The 18,357-nt window shown below is 60.1% G+C and carries 16 protein-coding genes; 7 read left to right on the plus strand and 9 right to left on the minus strand.

Translation table 11 applies throughout. From position 1 onward, the window contains the following. Positions 1 to 56: 56 nt before the first annotated feature. The 5 genes from ABIA48_RS06110 to ABIA48_RS06130 are packed head-to-tail and all read left to right on the plus strand — an operon-like array spanning position 57 to position 4,166. Positions 57 to 863 (plus strand): alkaline phosphatase family protein, encoded by an 807-nt coding sequence (locus ABIA48_RS06110; RefSeq protein WP_429487407.1) that lies wholly within the window; start codon positions 57 to 59, stop codon positions 861 to 863. 5 nt (positions 864 to 868) lie between these two features. After that, entirely contained in the window at positions 869 to 1,705 is an 837-nt protein-coding gene (locus tag ABIA48_RS06115; protein ID WP_429487408.1) for an ABC transporter permease, read from the plus strand. Then, positions 1,692 to 2,492, plus strand: a complete 801-nt coding sequence (locus ABIA48_RS06120; protein WP_429487409.1) for an ABC transporter permease — start codon at positions 1,692 to 1,694, stop codon at positions 2,490 to 2,492. The genes ABIA48_RS06115 and ABIA48_RS06120 overlap by 14 nt, the downstream gene beginning before the upstream one ends. Continuing rightward, complete coding sequence (locus ABIA48_RS06125; protein ID WP_429487410.1) at positions 2,489 to 3,478, plus strand: ABC transporter ATP-binding protein; 990 nt, start codon at positions 2,489 to 2,491, stop codon at positions 3,476 to 3,478. The genes ABIA48_RS06120 and ABIA48_RS06125 overlap by 4 nt, the downstream gene beginning before the upstream one ends. A gap of 34 nt (positions 3,479 to 3,512) precedes the next feature. After that, positions 3,513 to 4,166 carry an HAD family hydrolase gene (locus ABIA48_RS06130; protein ID WP_429487411.1) on the plus strand — a complete coding sequence of 218 codons (654 nt, stop codon included), beginning with the start codon at positions 3,513 to 3,515 and terminating at the stop codon, positions 4,164 to 4,166. A gap of 113 nt (positions 4,167 to 4,279) precedes the next feature. On the opposite strand, the gene ABIA48_RS06135 is transcribed toward ABIA48_RS06130, so the two are convergent. Continuing rightward, complete coding sequence (locus ABIA48_RS06135) at positions 4,280 to 5,242, minus strand: NAD(P)H-quinone oxidoreductase (RefSeq protein WP_429487412.1); 963 nt, start codon at positions 5,240 to 5,242, stop codon at positions 4,280 to 4,282. Positions 5,243 to 5,380: 138 nt separating this feature from the next. Here ABIA48_RS06135 and ABIA48_RS06140 point away from each other — a divergent pair, with 138 nt between their 5' ends. Next, positions 5,381 to 7,462, plus strand: a complete 2,082-nt coding sequence (locus tag ABIA48_RS06140) for a carboxy terminal-processing peptidase (protein ID WP_429487413.1) — start codon at positions 5,381 to 5,383, stop codon at positions 7,460 to 7,462. 144 nt (positions 7,463 to 7,606) lie between these two features. Beyond that, positions 7,607 to 9,397, plus strand: coding sequence for a bifunctional diguanylate cyclase/phosphodiesterase (locus ABIA48_RS06145; protein WP_429487414.1), 1,791 nt, complete (start codon positions 7,607 to 7,609; stop codon positions 9,395 to 9,397). Between the two features lie 161 nt (positions 9,398 to 9,558). Here ABIA48_RS06145 and ABIA48_RS06150 read toward each other — a convergent pair whose 3' ends face one another. The 8 genes from ABIA48_RS06150 to ABIA48_RS06185 all read right to left on the minus strand — a co-directional run bounded on the left by ABIA48_RS06150 (position 9,559) and on the right by ABIA48_RS06185 (position 18,317). Further along, positions 9,559 to 9,882: a hypothetical protein gene (locus ABIA48_RS06150; RefSeq protein ID WP_429487415.1), complete on the minus strand. Its 324-nt coding sequence runs from the start codon at positions 9,880 to 9,882 to the stop codon at positions 9,559 to 9,561. 361 nt (positions 9,883 to 10,243) lie between these two features. Then, positions 10,244 to 10,654 carry a hypothetical protein gene (locus ABIA48_RS06155; protein WP_429487416.1) on the minus strand — a complete coding sequence of 137 codons (411 nt, stop codon included), beginning with the start codon at positions 10,652 to 10,654 and terminating at the stop codon, positions 10,244 to 10,246. Between the two features lie 8 nt (positions 10,655 to 10,662). Beyond that, a complete protein-coding gene (locus ABIA48_RS06160; RefSeq protein ID WP_429487417.1) occupies positions 10,663 to 15,420 on the minus strand; it encodes an RHS repeat-associated core domain-containing protein in 4,758 nt (1,585 codons plus the stop codon). A 202-nt stretch (positions 15,421 to 15,622) separates the two neighbouring features. After that, positions 15,623 to 16,027 carry a sel1 repeat family protein gene (locus tag ABIA48_RS06165; protein ID WP_429487418.1) on the minus strand — a complete coding sequence of 135 codons (405 nt, stop codon included), beginning with the start codon at positions 16,025 to 16,027 and terminating at the stop codon, positions 15,623 to 15,625. Beyond that, positions 16,028 to 16,399 (minus strand): hypothetical protein, encoded by a 372-nt coding sequence (locus ABIA48_RS06170; protein WP_007898892.1) that lies wholly within the window; start codon positions 16,397 to 16,399, stop codon positions 16,028 to 16,030. Further along, entirely contained in the window at positions 16,396 to 16,737 is a 342-nt protein-coding gene (locus ABIA48_RS06175) for a helix-turn-helix domain-containing protein (RefSeq protein WP_007992993.1), read from the minus strand. The genes ABIA48_RS06170 and ABIA48_RS06175 overlap by 4 nt, the downstream gene beginning before the upstream one ends. Positions 16,738 to 16,851: 114 nt before the next feature. Then, positions 16,852 to 17,307, minus strand: coding sequence for a YkvA family protein (locus tag ABIA48_RS06180; protein ID WP_429487419.1), 456 nt, complete (start codon positions 17,305 to 17,307; stop codon positions 16,852 to 16,854). 293 nt (positions 17,308 to 17,600) lie between these two features. Then, the gene (locus ABIA48_RS06185; RefSeq protein WP_277535943.1) at positions 17,601 to 18,317 is read right to left on the minus strand and encodes an FKBP-type peptidyl-prolyl cis-trans isomerase; all 717 of its coding nucleotides are present in this window, start codon (positions 18,315 to 18,317) and stop codon (positions 17,601 to 17,603) included. Positions 18,318 to 18,357: the final 40 nt, after the last annotated feature.

Here is an 18,357-nt window from a genome sequence, read left to right on the forward strand (position 1 = left end):
GGGGTCTGAGTTGTACCCGGTTTTCCTGATCTCTGTTACACGGAGTTTTTGCCCCTATGAAGCACAACGTCATCCTTGTCGTGCTCGACGGCCTCAACTACGAGGTCGCCCGCCACGCCATGGGGCACCTGCAAGCGTACGTCGGCGCCGGACGCGCCGCCCTCTATAAACTGGAGTGCGAGTTGCCGGCCCTGTCCCGACCGCTTTACGAATGCATCCTGACCGGCGTTCCGCCCATCGACAGCGGTATCGTCCACAACAACGTTTCACGCCTGTCCAACCAGCGCAGCATTTATCACTACGCCACCGCTGCCGGCCTGACGACCGCGGCGGCGGCCTATCACTGGGTCAGCGAGCTGTATAACCGTTCACCCTTCGTGGCGGCCCGGGATCGCCACACCGACAGCCCGGAACTGCCGATCCAGCACGGGCATTTCTACTGGAACGACCACTATCCGGACTCGCACCTGTTCGCCGACGCCGAACACCTGCGCCTGCGCCACGCACCGAACTTTCTGCTGGTCCACCCGATGAACATCGACGACGCCGGGCACAAGCACGGCCTCGACACACCGCAGTACCGTAACAGCGCGCGCTCGGCCGACATCATCCTGGCCGACTACCTGCAAGGCTGGCTCGATGCCGGCTATCAGGTGCTGGTTACCGCCGACCACGGCATGAACAACGACCGTTCCCACAACGGCCTGCTGCCGGAAGAACGTGAGGTGCCATTGTTCGTGCTCGGTGACGCATTCAGCTTCAACGCCAGTGCCGCGCCGAAACAGACCGACATCTGCGGCACCGTCTGCGAGTTGCTGGGCGTGCCCCACGACAAACCGATCTGCCGGGAGTTGCTCAAGTGAATGCCATGACCCGCAGTAAATGGCTCGCAGCCCTGTGCCTGGTGCCCTTCGCACTGTTCTTTATCGTGTTCGAAATTGCCCCGCTGACCTGGGTGATGATCAACAGCCTGCAATCGGAAGAATTCGGCTGGGGCCTGGCCAACTTCAGCAAAATCTTCAGCTCGAAGTTTTACCTGCAGGCGATCCAGTACAGCCTTGAGATCAGCTTCTGGTCCAGCGTGTTCGGGATCATCATCGCCATACTTGGCGCCTACTCCCTGCGCAAGGTCGATTCGAAACTGCGCAACTTCGTCAACGCCTTCGCCAACATGACCAGCAACTTCGCCGGTGTGCCCCTGGCTTTTGCGTTCATCATCCTGCTCGGCTTCAACGGCAGTTTCACCATCATGCTCAAGCAGGCCGGAATCATTCAGGATTTCAACCTGTACTCGAAAACCGGGCTGATCATTCTCTACACCTACTTCCAGATTCCCCTCGGCGTACTGCTGCTGTACCCGGCCTTCGACGCCCTGCGTGAAGACTGGCGCGAGTCTGCCGAGCTGCTCGGCGCCAATGGCTGGCAGTTCTGGCGGCACATCGGTCTGCCGGTGCTGACACCGGCGTTGCTCGGCACCTTCGTGATCCTGCTGGCCAACGCCCTCGGCGCTTATGCCACGGTATATGCGCTGACCACCGGCAACTTCAACGTGCTGCCGATCCGCATTGCCGGGCTGGTGGCCGGGGACATTTCCCTCGATCCGAACCTCGCCAGCGCCCTGGCCGTGGTGCTGGTGGCCTTGATGACCCTGGTGACCATCGTGCATCAGTTGCTGTTGAAGAGGAGTTACCATGTCTCGCGCTGAACTGGGGCCCGCCGGTGTCTACCACCGTGTCGCGGTGTATTTACTGTTTGCCATTCTGCTGTTGCCATTGTTCGGCACGCTGATCTACTCGATCGCCAGCAGTTGGTCGGCGACCATTCTGCCCAGCGGTTTCACCCTCAAGTGGTACATCCAGCTGTGGAGCGATCCACGCTTTCTGAATGCGTTCGGGCAATCGCTGCTGGTGTGCGTTGGTTCGTTGATTCTTTCGGTGGTGCTGATTCTGCCGCTGCTGTTTGTGGTGCATTACCACTTCCCGAAACTCGACGCATTGATGAACATCCTGATCCTGCTGCCCTTCGCCGTGCCGCCGGTGGTGTCGTCCGTGGGGCTGTTGCAGCTCTATGGTTCCGGGCCGTTCGCCATGGTCGGGACGCCGTGGATCCTGATCGGTTGCTACTTCACCGTGGCGCTGCCGTTCATGTACCGGGCGATCACCAACAACCTGCAAGCGATCAACCTGCGCGACCTGATGGACGCCGCTCAGTTGCTCGGCGCCAGCACCTTTCAAGCAGCGTTCCTGGTGGTGCTGCCGAACCTGCGCAAGGGCCTGATGGTGGCACTGCTGCTGTCGTTCTCGTTCCTGTTCGGTGAGTTCGTGTTCGCCAACATCCTCGTCGGCACCCGCTACGAAACCCTGCAGGTCTACCTCAACAACATGCGCAACAGCAGCGGTCATTTCACCAGTGCGCTGGTGATCTCCTACTTCTTCTTTGTGCTGGTCCTGACCTGGGCTGCCAATATCTTGAACAAGGACAAAAGCCAATGAGCTTCGTCAGCGTCCAACATCTGAAGAAAGACTACGCAGGCACCACGGTGTTCAGTGACATCAACTGCGAGATCCAGAAAGGTGAGTTCGTCACCCTTCTCGGCCCGTCCGGCTGTGGCAAATCCACCCTGCTGCGCTGTATCGCCGGCCTGACCTCTGTCGATGGCGGCAAGATCCTGCTCGATGGTCAGGACATCGTGCCCCTGAGCCCGCAAAAACGTGGAATCGGCATGGTGTTCCAGAGCTATGCCCTGTTCCCCAACATGAGCGTCGAGCAGAACGTCGCTTTTGGTTTGCGCATGCAAAAGGTCAATGCTGACGACAGCCAGAAGCGTGTTGCCGAAGTGTTGAAGCTGGTGGAATTGACCGACTTCGCCGCGCGTTATCCGCATCAACTGTCCGGTGGTCAATGCCAGCGTGTTGCCCTCGCCCGCTCACTGGTGACCCGACCACGCCTGTTGTTGCTGGACGAACCGCTGTCGGCCTTGGACGCGCGGATCCGCAAGCATCTGCGCGAACAGATCCGTCAGATCCAGCGCGAACTGGGTCTGACCACCATCTTCGTCACACACGATCAGGAAGAAGCCCTGACCATGTCTGACCGGATTTTCCTGATGAATCAGGGAAAGATCGTACAAAGCGGCGACGCCGAAACCCTCTACACTGCGCCAGTCGACGTGTTTGCCGCCGGCTTCATCGGCAACTACAACCTGCTGGACGCCGACAGCGCCTCAAAGCTGCTGCAGCGGCCAATCAGCAAGCGCATCGCCATTCGCCCGGAAGCCATTGAACTGAGCCTCAACGGTGAACTGGACGCGCAGATACGCAGCCACAGCCTGCTGGGCAACGTGATTCGCTACCGGGTCGAAGCCCGGGGCGTGGAATTGGTGGTGGATGTGCTGAACCGCTCGGCGGCCGATCTGCATCCCGATGGTCAGCGCCTGGCGCTTTCCATCGATCCGACGGCCCTGTGTGAGGTAGCCTGATGCCTTTGCTTATGCTGAAGAGAGAACTGCACTGATGGCCCTGGCAATTTTTGATCTGGACGAAACCCTGATCCACGGCGACTGCGCCTCACTGTGGAGCGAGCAAATGGTCCGCCTCGGCTGGGTCGACGGCGAATCGTTTCTGCGTCGCGACAAGGAATTGATGGATGCCTACGGCAGGGGCCATCTGGCCATGGAAGACTACATGGCCTTCAGCCTGGAACCGTTGATTGGTCGTACGCCTGAAGAAGTCGCGCACTTGGTTGGTCCGTGGGTGGAGGACTACATCGAGCCAATCATCTTCAGTGACGCCACCAAAACCATCGCGGCGCATCGCAAGGCCGGCGACCGGATCCTGGTGATCTCGGCCTCGGGTACGCACCTGGTCGGCCCCATCGCCGAGCGCCTGGGCATCGACGAGATTCTGGGCATCGAACTGGAAGTGGCCCACGGCGCTTACACCGGCCACACCGTCGGCACCCTGACCTACCGCGAAGGCAAGATCATCCGCTTGCTGGAGTGGCTGGATGCGGAAGAAGAAAATCTTGAAGGCGCAAGTTTTTATTCCGACTCTCGCAACGACCTGCCGCTGTTGCTGAAGGTGGATTTCCCCCACGTGGTCAACCCGGATCCGGTATTACTGGAACACGCCGAAAAAGCCGGATGGCCGATCCATATCTGGAAATAACACATCCCCCATGTGGGAGCGGGCTTGCTCGCGAAAGCGGTGTATCAGTCAACACAAATATTGAATGTAAATCCGCTTTCGCGAGCAAGCCCGCTCCCACAGGTTCAGTGTTGTCAGCTCAGGCTCTCGTCAATCACCAACACCACTTTCCCCGCCACGGTATTGCTCGCCAGCTCGGCAAACGCCGCTTCGGCATCCGTGATCGCAAAGGTCCTGGCCAGTTGCGGGCTCAAACGTCCCTCAGCAAACAGCGGCCACACATGCAGGCGTAGATCGCTGAACAGATCGGCCTTGAACTGATCGTCACGGCTGCGCAGGGTCGAACCCAGCAACTGCACACGCTTGGCCAGCACCTGGGCCAGATCCAGGCTGGCCTCACGGCCGCCCATCAGACCGATCAACACCCAACGGCCATCCTGCGCGAGCAACTTGAGGTTCAATGCCGCGTAATTGCCGCCCACCGGGTCGAGAATCACATCAAACGGCCCCAGATCCCGCAGGCTCTCCAGATCTTCGTTACGCACCACGCCGCCCTGGGCGCCCAGCGCTTTGCAGTACGCCAGCCGCTCGGCGGAGCCGACGCTGACCCAGCAGGGGTTGCCGAATGCCTTGCACAGCTGAATGGCCGCTGAACCGATTCCACTTGCTCCGGCATGCAGAAGCACTTTCTGACCCGGCTTGAGCGCAGCCAGTTGAAACAAATTCAGCCAGACTGTTGCATAAACTTCGGGCAAGGCAGCCGCTTCGACCAATGACACTCCGTCGGGAACCGGCAGCACGTGCCGCCCGTCGACAACCACCTCCTCGGCCATCCCGCCCCCGGCCAGCAAGGCGCAAACCCGGTCGCCAACCTGCCAGGAGGACCCGGCGCCGACCTCACTGATCACGCCCGAGCACTCTAGACCGAGCACTTGGCTGGCTCCTGGCGGCGGCGGGTAAAGGCCGGCTTTCTGTAATAAATCGGCGCGATTGAGGCCCGCTGCCGCCACTCGAATACGAACTTGTCCTACATCGCAAGCAGGACTCGCCTCATCCACCCATACCACTTGACCGTCAACGCCTTGCAATGCTTTCACAGTGCCTCCATAGTGAGTCTGGACTGAGCCCGAAGCTGTAGCGCCGGGCTTTTTGCATTATGCGACCGGCTCTCAAAGAACCGGCGACTTCAAAGACGGCCTAATATGCGTTATCAATTGTCCCCGCGTCGAATCAGCATGAAGCATCTGTTCCCCAGCACTGCCCTCGCCTTATTCATCGGTATCGGCTTATTGCCGATGTCGAGCAATACATTCGCAGCCAATAGCTGGGACAAGCTTCAACCCGATCGTGACGAAGTGATCGCCAGTCTGAACGTCGTGGAGTTGCTCAAGCGCCACCACTACAGCAAACCGCCGCTCGATGACGCGCGCTCGGTGATCATCTACGACAGCTACCTCAAGCTGCTGGATCCGTCGCGCAGCTATTTCATGGCCAGCGACATTGCCGAATTCGACAAGTGGAAGACGCAGTTCGACGACTTCCTCAAGAGCGGCGACCTGAACGCCGGGTTCACCATCTACAAGCGCTACCTGGACCGCGTAAAGGCGCGTCTGGACTTCGCCCTTGCCGAGCTGGACAAAGGCGTCGACAAGATGGACTTCACCACCAAGGAAACCTTGCTGATCGACCGCAAGGACGCCCCTTGGCTCAAATCCACCGCAGAACTCGACGACCTGTGGCGCAAACGCGTCAAGGATGAAGCGCTGCGGATGAAGATCGCCGGCAAAGAGCCCAAGCAGATCCAGGAAACCCTGACCAAGCGCTACAAGAACCAGTTGGCACGCCTGGACCAGACCCGCGCGGAAGACATCTTCCAGGCGTACATCAATACCTTCGCCATGTCCTACGACCCGCACACCAACTATCTGTCGCCGGATAACGCGGAGAACTTCGACATCAACATGAGCCTGTCCCTCGAGGGCATCGGCGCCGTGTTGCAGAGCGATAACGACCAGGTGAAAGTCGTGCGCCTGGTGCCGGCAGGTCCGGCGGACAAGACCAAGCAGGTTGCACCGGCCGACAAGATCATCGGCGTGGCCCAGGGCAACAAGGAAATGGTCGACGTGGTGGGCTGGCGCCTGGACGAAGTGGTCAAGCTGATTCGTGGTCCGAAGGGCACCGTGGTGCGCCTGGAAGTCATCCCGGCCAGCAATGCGCCGAACGACCAGACCACCAAGATCGTGCCAATCACCCGTGAAGCGGTGAAGCTCGAAGATCAGGCCGTGAAGAAATCGGTACTGAACCTGAAGCAGGACGGCAAGGACTACAAGCTCGGTATCATCGAAATCCCGGCGTTCTATCTGGACTTCAAGGCCTTCCGTGCCGGCGACCCGGATTACAAGAGCACCACCCGCGACGTCAAGAAACTGCTGACCGAATTGCAGAAAGAGAAAGTCGACGGCGTGGTCATCGACCTGCGCAACAACGGCGGCGGTTCCTTGCAGGAGGCCACCGAGCTGACCAGCCTGTTCATCGACAAAGGTCCGACCGTGCTCGTGCGTAATGCCGATGGCCGCGTCGATGTCCTCGAAGATGAAAACCCGGGCGCGTTCTACAAAGGCCCGATGGCATTGTTGGTCAACCGCTTGTCCGCCTCGGCTTCGGAGATTTTCGCCGGCGCCATGCAGGACTACCACCGCGCACTGATCATCGGCGGCCAGACCTTCGGTAAAGGCACCGTGCAGACCATTCAGCCGCTCAACCATGGCGAACTGAAACTGACCCTGGCCAAGTTCTATCGGGTTTCCGGGCAGAGCACCCAGCATCAGGGCGTCTTGCCGGACATCGATTACCCGTCGATCATCGACACCAAGGAAATCGGTGAAAGCGCCCTGCCGGAAGCCATGCCGTGGGACACCATCAAGGCCGCCATCAAGCCTGCGCTGGATCCGTTCAAGCCGTACATTTCGCAGCTCAAGTCCGAGCATGACGTGCGTACGGCCAAAGATGCAGAGTTCGTGTTCATCCGCGACAAGCTGGCCCTGGCGCAGAAACTGATGGCCGAAAAAACCGTCAGCCTCAATGAAGCCGAGCGTCGTGCCCAGCACGCCGACATCGAAGCCAAGCAACTGGCCATGGAAAACATCCGGCGCAAGGCCAAGGGCGAAGAACCGCTCAAAGAGCTGAAGAAAGAAGACGAGGACGCTATTGCGGCCGAGGTTGACAAGACCAAACCGGAAGACGATGCCTACCTGAGCGAAACCGGGCGGATTCTGCTGGATTACCTGAAACTCAACACGGCAGTGGCCAAGCACTGAGTTTCTACAAGCAGCTGATGGCAATTTAATGTTGACGCTCTCGGATCGTCATTAAACAGTCATCATTCTGTCGTGAAATAAAGACCGGGCGTGCCCTTTTTACCAAGGGCACGCCCGGTCCTTTTTTTATCGCCAGAGATCGCCATGACCACAACCGAACAGCTGAGTGCATTGAGTTCAATCCTGACTCAAAGCGGTTTGCACAGCCTGTTCCAACCGATCATCAGCCTCTCTGAACGGCGCATTCTCGGCTACGAAGCCCTCAGTCGCGGCCCCTCCAACAGCCCCCTGCATTCCCCTGTTGCCCTGTTCGCCGTCGCCCGCCAGGCCGGACGCCTGAGCGAGCTGGAAATTGCCTGCCGCGAAAGCGCTTGCCGACGCTTCAATGAGCAACAACTACCCGGCATGTTGTTCCTTAACGTGTCCCCGGAATCCCTGCTCGAAGCGGCCCATCAACCGGGGCGCACCCTGCAGTTGCTGCAAGACTTCGGCATTCCGCCGAGTCAGGTGGTCATCGAGCTCACGGAACAGACGCCGACGGATGATTTCCAGTTGCTGCAAACCGCCCTGCATCACTATCGGGCGATGGGGTTTTCGATTGCGCTGGATGATCTGGGGGCGGGTTATTCGAGTTTGCGCTTGTGGTCCGAGCTGCGGCCGGATTACGTGAAAATCGACCGGCATTTCATTGATGGCATTCATCAGGATGCGCTCAAGCGCGAGTTCGTCGGCTCGATCCTGCAAATCGCCAAGGCCTCGCGGGCGCAAGTCATTGCCGAAGGTATCGAGTTACCGGAAGAGCTCACGGTACTGACCGAGATGGGTGTGGACCTGGTGCAGGGCTATCTGCTCTGCCGTCCCCAGGAACACCCTCCGCGGGATGCCCGGGCATTGATGCCCCGACAGGACAGCACCGCCGTTGTATTGAGCGAGGACGGCAGCGACCTCAGCGCCCTGCTCAACGAGCAACCCGCCGTGGACCGCGACACCCCGACCGCCACGGTGCTCGAAGCCTTCCGCCGCCAGGCCAACCTGAACTCGCTGGCGGTGCTCGATGAGCTGGGCCAGCCGTGCGGTATCGTCCATCGGCATTCCCTTTCCGATGCCTTGCTCAAGCCCTTTGCTACCGACCTGTTCGCCCGCAAGCCCATCAGCCGGTTGATGAACGACGACTTCCTCGCCGTCGAACTGAGCCAATCCCTGCAACAGGTCAGCCGCCTGATCACCAGCCGTGCCCGCCAGCGTATCGAGGAGGATTTCATCATCACCCTCGATGGCGGTTATCTGGGGCTGGGCCGGGTGATTGACGTGCTCAAGCTGATCACGGAACTGAAGATCCAGCAAGCCCGCTACGCCAACCCGCTGACCTTGCTTCCGGGCAACGTGCCGATCCAGCAATGCCTGACGCGGCTGCTGCAGCAGCAACGGGAATCGGTGATCTGCTACGTGGACATTGATAGTTTCAAACCCTTCAACGACATCTACGGATATGGCCGCGGCGACGAAGTATTGCTGTGCCTGGCGCAATGCCTGAACGACCGCGTCGACCCGTCCCGCGACTTCGTCGGCCATATTGGCGGTGATGACTTCCTGCTGGTGCTCGGCCCGGAAGACTGGCGCAAGCGATTGAATCAATTGCTCGACGACTTCCAGAGCCAGTGCCGGCGCTTCTACCGCAGCGAACACCTGGAGGCCGGCTGCTTCACCGCACCGAATCGACAGGGCGTGCGTCAGGAGTTTCCACTGTTGTCGCTGTCGATCGGCGTGGTGCATTTGCATCCACAGGCCTGTGAAGAACTTGATGCAAGCCAGTTGGCAGAATTGGCATCACAAGCCAAGCACCATGCGAAAAATGTGCAGGGGTATAGCGTGCATGTGATTGATAGCCTGGTGGTATCTGGACATGAAGAAAAGTTGCTGACAGGGCATCGCTGATCTGGGGCTTTGCTTCTGTGGCGAGGGAGCTTGCTCCCGCTGGGCTGCGAAGCGGCCCCAAAACCTGAGCCCCGGTTTTGCCTGACACACCACATAGCCCAGCTTACGACTGCTTCGCAGCCGAACGGGAGCAAGCTCCCTCGCCACAAAAGCCACCTGCGCTACGCCGTAGACCGTGCCCGCAACCGCCGCCCAACCACATCCAGCACATCACAGCCATCGCGCAACGGAATGGCGCAGAGCAAGGCAAAGTCACTGAGAATGAACGAATCACACTCCACCGAGCCACGCATGGACAGGTTCTCCAGCACTTGGGTGACGGAACGAATCCGGTAGCCGGCGGCGTCGGTTAATACATCCAGAGGGGCGTGGGTGTCGACGAACAAAGTGGGCATGTCATTACAGTTGCTGGTGAGCGCCATGAAGCGGTTTTCGGGGTGAGGGGTGGGTTTTTCGTAGGGTGGATCGGGGTGAATTGTTTTCATTATTTAAGCCCTAAGGAAGAAATGGGAGCTGCCAGAAACCTTCCTACAGGTTTGGGTGGCAGCTATGCACGGGGTAGGAATATCGAGACCCTTAGAGCAAAACTCGACCACGCCGAAGCGTGCCCGCGCATAGCCGCCGCAACTGATTTTACGGACGCACGTTAACGGCCGCAAACAAGCATTGACGCCAATGTAGCTCTAACGGTTTCAAAGGGTTCCTACGCCCCATCACTGAGTTTTCAGTGACCACCAAAGACTATCCACGGAACTCACGTCGCACCAGTTCATGGAAACCGCTACGTTTTGAAGGAAACTTCCGAAGACCTTGCCCGGAAATTTCGCGGTCGCCAAAAGCGTTCTCTCACCAAGTGGATTGATCTTCGAGACTGGCTTTTTGAATATCCTCCTTCCACGCAATTGTTGTCAGCCGAAAAATGTCCTCAAAAAACGCCCTGGTATTTTCCATTTCATCCCATCCATCGGGAAATGATGAATGCTCTTCAGGGTCATGTTCTAGCAATGACTCGAAATCATAATTTTTATCCTGAAGGCTTTGTTCCAGGCATTTATATAAGAGGTACCTGTGACGATATGTCCGATGACCGGACAAGCAATATTTAAGTATCAACTCCTCCCTATCCGCCGGGTCGTTAGGATTATATTTCTCTAACTCCCCCCCTAAAGTTTCCTCACGGTCATAAATATCAAAACACCCCAAAAAATACGATGGCGTCGGAATATATGGCTGCTCAGTTCCAGGATCAATAAGCATCTCTTCCTCTACTTGATTGGGTAAAGCGTGAAAGGCACACCGGTCACAGGATCGAATTTCATTTCAAACCCATGCAAGTCAACGAATTTCGGATCTTCCTTAGACTTTGAATTTGGAACATATCCTCCACCAGAACCAGGAAGCTTCATTCTAACAACATCGTTGTTTTTCTTGTCTTTTCCCGTAAAACGGGACATACCATTTTCCGTCCTTGTTGTCCCAAGAACATACGCCTTATGCATTAGCTCCCAGCTATAAAATTTGGAGCTTGGGTTACCTATTTTCCTATTAGGGGTCTTACCTGTAATTGGATCCGTACCATCTATTGCACGCTGCTTCAACTTTCTGTCCGGGACCTCAGGATCATGCTTTCCAACCATATGCATACCCTGACTGTCGTTCAACCTTTTAACTTCCTTCTTCGCAAACTCCTCAGCACTTAATTTTGGTGCCGGTAATCCCGGCTCCCCCTCATCAATCTTAGCCCCACCCAACTCATCCGGCGCCAAACACCCCGATTTGTTCGCCCCCGGACAATTCCCACTCAACCCCAACGGATCCACCCACCCGGTCGGATTGCGCGTGTACCGGTACGGGTTCAACCCGCCGGCGAGCTTCACCGGATCCGGTGTCAGGTAGCGCCCGAGGTCCGGGTGGTAGTAGCGATGGCGGTTGTAGTGCAGGCCGCTTTCGGCGTCGCAGTACTGGCCCTGAAAGCGCAGCGGCTGGTCCAGCTGTTCGCCATCGCCGTGAGTCAGGTCACGCAGTTGGCCGTGGGCGGTGTAACGCGCCGACCAGACGATGGCGCCGCCGTAGCTGGTCAGTTCCTGCGGAGTGCCGAGGTGGTCGAGCTGGTAGTAGAACGGGCAGGCGTTGAGTCGGCCTTTGCCGTCGAGCAGGGCCAGCGGGCGGAAGCTGCCGGGTTCGTAGAGGTAGCTACGGTAGTGCTTGGGACCGCTTTCGGCGACGAGCTGGTCGCCTTGCCAGAAGAAGTGCGTGGTCTGGCCGTCGACGGTTTTGCCGATGCGCCGGCCGAAGGCGTCGTAGCGGTAGCTGGCGGTTGTGCCGTCCGGGGTGGTGACGCCGATCAGGCGGTGCTGGCTGTCGTAGCGGTAGTCGGTGACCCGGGCCGGGGTGCCGCGGCGTTCGCGGATCAGGTTGCCGAAGGCGTCGTAGTCGTAGTGGCTGTCATCGCGCTGGCGCAGGCGGTGGCCCTGCATCCGGGTGGGACCGGGGCGGTTGTGGATCAGCAGGTTGCCGGCCGGGTCGTGGCTGAGGTGTTCCAGCGACTCGTCGCGCAGATGGCGCACCCGGGTCAGGCGGTCGAGCGGGTCGTACTGGTAGTGACGCTGGCCGTGGCGGCTGTCGTCGATCTGCAGGAGGTTGCCGTTGGCGCTGTAGGCATAGTCGCGGCGGTACAGCGCTCGTTGGTTTTGACTGACGGCATGGGCTTGCAAGCGGCCCTGGTCGTCGTAGGCGTAGTCGCTGAGCAGCCGGCCCTGCTGGCGCTGCTGTTCGCGGCCGCCGACAACGCGGTGGCGGGTCAGGCGCGTGCCGTTGAGGTCGATCGCGGTCAGCGCGCCGCCCGGGGCGTGCTGGTAGTCGAGCACGCAGCCGTCCGGCAGGCGCAGGCGCTTGAGCCGGCCGCCGCTGTCGTAGGCGTAACGCAAGGTGCCCCAGCCCTGGTGTTCGGTGATCAGGCGGTCCTGGCGGTCGTATTCGAACTCCAGCGGGTGGTCCTGACCGTCGTCGACGCTGAGCAGGCGCCCCAAATCGTCGTAGCGGTAGGCGACCTTGACCCCGTCGGGCAGGGTTTTGAGCAGCAGGCGTCCCGCCGCATCGCGCTGGTAGTGGGTGACGCGTTGCGAGCCATCATCGCCAAACTCGGTTTTCTCCGACAACTGGCCGTTGAGGTCGTAGGCATACGCGGTGCGCCGGCCATCGAAGCCGGTTTCCTCGCGGATCAGTCCGCCCGGCGTGTAGTCCAGCCGGTAGGTGTCGCCGGCCTCGTTGTCGATCGCGGTGAGCAACAACTGTGCATGGTCGTAGCGGTAATTCAGCGTGCTGCCGTCGGGGTTGATGCGGCGGCTGACCCGGTGCAGGTCGTCGGCGTACTCAAAACGGGTGACGTGGCCCAGTTCGTCGGTTTCGGCGGTGACCTGGCCGTAGGCGTTGTAGGCGTAGCTGCGGCGGGCGCCGCTGGGGAAAATCGTCTGGATCAGGCGGCCAACAGCGTCCCACGCATAAGCGGTGACGCCGCCGTGTTCATCGCGCTGGGTAATCCGCCGTCCCAGCGCATCGTAGGCAAAGGCCCGCTGACCGCCATCCGGCAAGGTCTCTTCGAGCAGTTGCCCCAAGCCGTTCCAGACGAAATGATGGCCGCTCTGGTCCGGGTAGCGGACGGTCAGCAGCCGCCCCTGCGGGTCGTAGAAGTAGCGGGTGATCTGCCCGTCGGGGTCGGTGACGGCGCTGACGTCGCCCTGGGCATTGCGCTGGTAGGTCCAGGTCGCTTCGCCCCGAGTGCGGGCGTGGAGGAAACCGTGACGGTATTCGTAGGTCGTCGACGCCTCGTCCGGCGGCAGCCGGGCGATCAGCCGGCCGAGCTCGTCATAGTGGTATTCGGTGACGGCGCCGCGGGCGTCCTGCTCGGCGATCAAGCGGCCCTGCGCGTCGTAGGCCCGGTGCCGTTCGCCACCGTCGAGGCCGACCCGACGCACCAGTCGCGCCCGTTCGTCGTGCTGGTACAGCTCGCGGCTGCCGTCGCTGTTCTGCACGGTGACGCTGCCCTGGTCGTCCCAGACGTAACGCGCCTCCATCTGCGCAAACGAGGCCCAATGCCGCACGCAGCGCGCCGCTTTGCCGGCCCGTTCCCAGGCCCAGAAAAAACTCGCGCCGCCGGCCAGTTGCCGCTGCAGGATGACGTGCTGTTCGTCGTAGTCGTAGCGCTCGGACTCGCCGGCGGCGTTGGTCACTTCGATCAGCCGCTGGCGGGCGTCGTAGCGGTAGCTGACCAGCGTCTGCTCGGTGCGCCAGGCATCGCCCTCTCGGTCTGCGGGTCGATAAACCTGATAGTCGACGGCCACCAGGTGCTGGAGCTCGTAACGCAAGTACAACGAACGGCCGGCGCCGTTGTCCAGGCGCTGGATGCGCTCCAGGCGGTCGCGCTGCACCCTCAGGCGGTTGCCGTAGGCGTCGCTGATCGCCGTCAGCCGGCCGTCGCGGAAGTGATAAAAACGCGGGGTGTCGCCGGCCAGGGCGAGGATCAGTTCATCGGGTTCCTCGCCGAGGTAGATCGCCGCCCGCGACAGGCTGTTGTGGATCACCGGGCGCGCCGCGGTCGGCCGCGGAAACGGCGTGCGGCGGTTTTCGGCGTCGATCCACAGCAGCTGTTCGCCGTCGAGTTCCAGGCGCTGCGACAGCGAATGGCTCCAGCCGAAACCGAGGCCGCAATCGAGCTCGACGGCGCTGGTGCGGTACAGGCGGGTGAAGTCGAACGGCAGGATGCCGTCGAGGGTGCCGTCGGTGAGGGTCAGCAGTTCTTCGCCGGTGACCATCGACACCGGGCATTTATTCGTCGCGGTGCGCTCGACGGTGTCGGCACTGTCGCCGTTGGGGTTCTTTGCCTGAACCGAAGCGTCGTCGTGGCGTTCGTGTTGCTTGAGCGTGGTGTTGCGCCGAGCCTGCCAGCGCAGTTGCATCCGGCCTTTTTTCAGACCCGCCGCCACACCGCGGGCAGCGACGGTTTTGTAGCGGTCGACATAACCGATGAACTGGCTGACGAGGCCAAAGATCGCTTTGACGAACCCCAGCACCACGTCCAGCAATTGCGCGCCATGCCGCGCCAGGCGCATCGACAGATAAGCCACGCCCGCCCCGGCCGCAGCGAAGGTCAGGACGAGGCCGATCAGCAGGTCGAGCAGCAACTCCACGACGAATCTCGACAGCGTCTCGGCGGTGGCGCCGGCGATAAGACTCGGCGGCAGCATCTCCAGCCACAGGCTGGCGGTGCGTAACAGCAGGCACAGCGCCGCCTCGTCACTGACCAGCAGCTGCAGTTTGGCCATCGCCTCGGGGGTTTGCTCCGCCAGCTTGGCCAGCTCGTCAGCGCCGCTGCCCAACTTCTCGGCGAACCTGCGCGGGTCCTGCAAAATCGCCGAGAGTTCGCCGACGCGGTCCCACACCCCGACCAGCGCCGCCCAGCTGCCGGCCAGCAAACCATTACCCACCGCTGCCGCGGTCGAGTGCGGCCAGCGCGGTTGGAAGCCTTGCCACTCGCTGCGCAGCCAGGCCTGTAACTGTGCGGTCAGGCCGTCATAGGATTTGAACAGTGCACCCAGCTGCTCCGGGGTGACGGCACTTTGCACGTGCACGCGATAGGACTTGCCCGGCGTGCCTCTGAACTCACCCTTGCCAAATTCATCCAGGGGGACCGACTTCCTTTCTCCACCCTCCCGCGCCACCACCTCGACCTGAATATTGCCCAGCGGAATGTCGTACACCGACTCGAACTGGCTCTCGATCAGCAGAATCCCGTTGGCCGGGCACTGCGCCACCGTCGAGAAGAAATCATCGTCGCCGCTGCTGACGACCTTGCTGGTATCACCGAGCTTGATCCGCCGGTCCATGCCCATCAGCGAAGGCAAGTCCAGGGCGTGGCTGACCTGGTCGGCGCGGCGGTTGAGGAAGCGGCCGAGCTGTTCGCGGTACAGGCTCAGGGTGTGGGGGAAGTGGTCGAGCTCCTGCTCGATGCGCGCGATCTGATCCATCAGCGCACCGAAAAGCGGGAAGCAGCATGAAAAACCGGATCAAGCATGAACACTCCCTCGCGAAGGAAAATTGGCGCGAGGGACTTTGCGGAGGATCCGCGAGGAAAGAAGTCAGGAAAGGATGATGTTGGTGTAGGGCAATTCGCTAAAGCGAAAACGGGGCGTAAGGATCGCCCTCACGCCAGTCGGAAATGTCTGTTGATTACGTAGAACGGCGGGATGCCAACTCTTTGAGCTTGATCGGCGCCAACGGATGCCCGGCCTGTGCCGCAATCCCCCAAAACCGCGCCGCTTCAACCGGATCCGGTGCCTTGCCTGGTGTTCCGGCCAAACTGATCACGCCAATCTGATACGCCGCCTTGCCATCGCCTGCCAGCGCTGCCAGGCGCAACAGACGCACGCCCTCCTCACGAGCACCAAGGCCGACGCCGCGAAACGTCAGGATGTGCCCATAGAAGCTCTGGGCGCCGACGTCGCCCAGATTGGCCATGCGTGCGAACTGGCCTTCGAGCCAGTGCCAGCCGCGTGGCTGACGAACAAACCACGACCAGTGAAACAGCCTGCGCGCGAGCCAGTAGCCGACCCGCGCCTTGAGTCGCAGAAACACTCAGGCCTCGGCCGATTCCGGGTATTCGTACTCGAACACCCGGACCACTTCCGAAGCATGCCAGGACGCGGCGGCAACGCCGTCCGACGGCCCGGAAAAACGCCCGAGGCGCTCGACACATTCAAAAAATCCGGTGCGCGGCAAGCGGCTGGCGCCCTGACTGATCACCAGTGAACTGCGCAATGGCTGCTCCGCCCTGGCGTCCAGTGCCGCCAGATGCTCAAGGGCCGCCGTCAGGGTTTGCATGGCCGGTGTCGGCAACTGCAAACGTTCCAGTAATGCCCGATAAGTCAGGAGATGGCGCTGACGACGCGCCTGATCCAGTTCGCCCAGCAATCCGTCCCAATGTTGACGACTGATGCGTACGCTCACGATTCACCCCTCCACCCTGGCACCGTCAATTCCCAGGCCAGGCTGCGGCGAATCGCGGCGTCGGGCAGACGCTCGCCACTTTCGATCATGGCCAGGTAAGACGGGCTGATGCCTACCGTGCGGGCCAGCGCCTCGATGGCGATGCCCTTTTCTTCGCGCAAACTGCGTAGTTGATCCAGACCCGGAAGAATCGCGTCTGGTGTTGCCGCCTGAAGCTTCGTGGCGTCAGGCGACGCTTGCTCCTTGATGCCTGCTGCTTTCAGTAACGCCTGATACTGAGCCCATGGCAGAACCGCATATTCGGGCTCGCCTTCACGTGTAATTATCTGAATATCCATGACTACCCCGTAGGACAACAACACTTAGCGAGTCGGCACTTTTCCCTAGAAGTGTAATCCTAACAGCGGCCAAGGTCGCGGGGGGCATCAATCTGTGAACACGTCGAAATCGACTCAGTGTTTTTTCGGGCCTTGAAGCTGAAGTTGCTCGGGGGTATCAGGCAGGCGCTCGACCACCGCGAGCTTCTCCGGCACTTGCCGTTTGCGCCAGGTGTGGAAGGCATTGAGTTCGTCGTCGAGAACTTTCATCAGCCATGCAAGTACGGCGATGTCATCGAGCATGCCAAACAAAGGAATGAAGTCCGGGATCGCATCCACCGGACTGAGGAAGTACATCAGGCCCGCGACAACCGAAACCAGCGCCATGGGGCTGATGGCTCGATACTCGCCGCGCCAATAGGCCAGGCAGAGTGCCTGCAACAGGCGCAAGTCATCCTTGAGCTTGCCCAGTCGATTGCCCTGGCTCGCAGCCTTGCTGGCGACAGCGAACAGCAGGGTTGGCAGTCGGCCACGTGCCAGCAGGCGTCCGGCCAGTGGCAGGAAACGAGCGAAACTCCAGGGTGCTTTCATCATTCCTCCCGTTGAAATGTTATCCACACAAATTGTGGATAACCTTGTGAACAGAGCTGCATTTCATCGCTGCAAGCCCCGTTTTACAAGGCCTCCGTTCAGATCGGGCGTTTTTTACTCATCAAAAAAAACCCATAATTTCATTGACTTGGCTGCCTGGTGCGTCTAGCGCCAACGCTTACTATGCCTAAGACTCCAGCCTAGAGCGTCTGTTCGTTTTGTTTACCCGTGCCTGACGCCAGATGCAACAACGCCCCGCATAAGCGAGGCGTTGTCGGTGAAACACGCGCTGGTTACTTGGTAGCGGCGTCTTCTTTTGCCGGATCCTTGATGGCCAGCAGTTCCAGGTCGAATACCAGTACCGAGTTGGCCGGAATCGCCGGGCTTGGGCTTTGCGCGCCGTAGGCCAGATCAGCAGGGATGTACAGTTTGTACTTCTCGCCAACGTGCATCAGTTGCAGACCTTCGACCCAACCCGGGATCACACCGCTGACTGGCAGATCGATCGGGCTGCCGCGCTCGACGGAGCTGTCGAATACAGTGCCGTTGGTCAGCTTGCCGGTGTAGTGGACGGTCACTACGTCAGTCGGCTTTGGCTGAGCGCCATCGGCTTTCTTCACGACTTCGTACTGCAAGCCGGAAGCGGTGGTGGTCACGCCGGTTTTCTTGCCGTTTTCTTCAAGGAATTTCTTGCCGGCAGCGGCCGACTCTTCGCTCATTTTGGCCATGCGTTCTTCGGCACGCTTTTGCAGTGCGGCGAACGCCTCAACCAATTCTTCGTCTTTGAGCTTCTGCTCTTTTTTGCCGACGGCGTCTTCGATGCCCTGGGCTACAGCTTTGGAGTCCAGGTCATCCATGCCTTCCTGAGCCAGGCTCTTGCCCATGTTCAGGCCGATACCGTAGGAAGCTTTTTGCGCCGGAGTTTTCAGCTCTACGCTGGTCTGCGAATCACAACCCGCGAGTACCAGGCTAACCAGGGCCACCGCCGCCGCCAACCGATGCTGTTTCATGCTATTTCCTTGTTCATGCGCCTAAAGGGCAATCGAGTAA

Origin of the sequence: Pseudomonas sp. S30_BP2TU TE3576, from assembly GCF_050436025.1 — a bacterium.
Taxonomy (GTDB): Bacteria; Pseudomonadota; Gammaproteobacteria; order Pseudomonadales; family Pseudomonadaceae; genus Aquipseudomonas.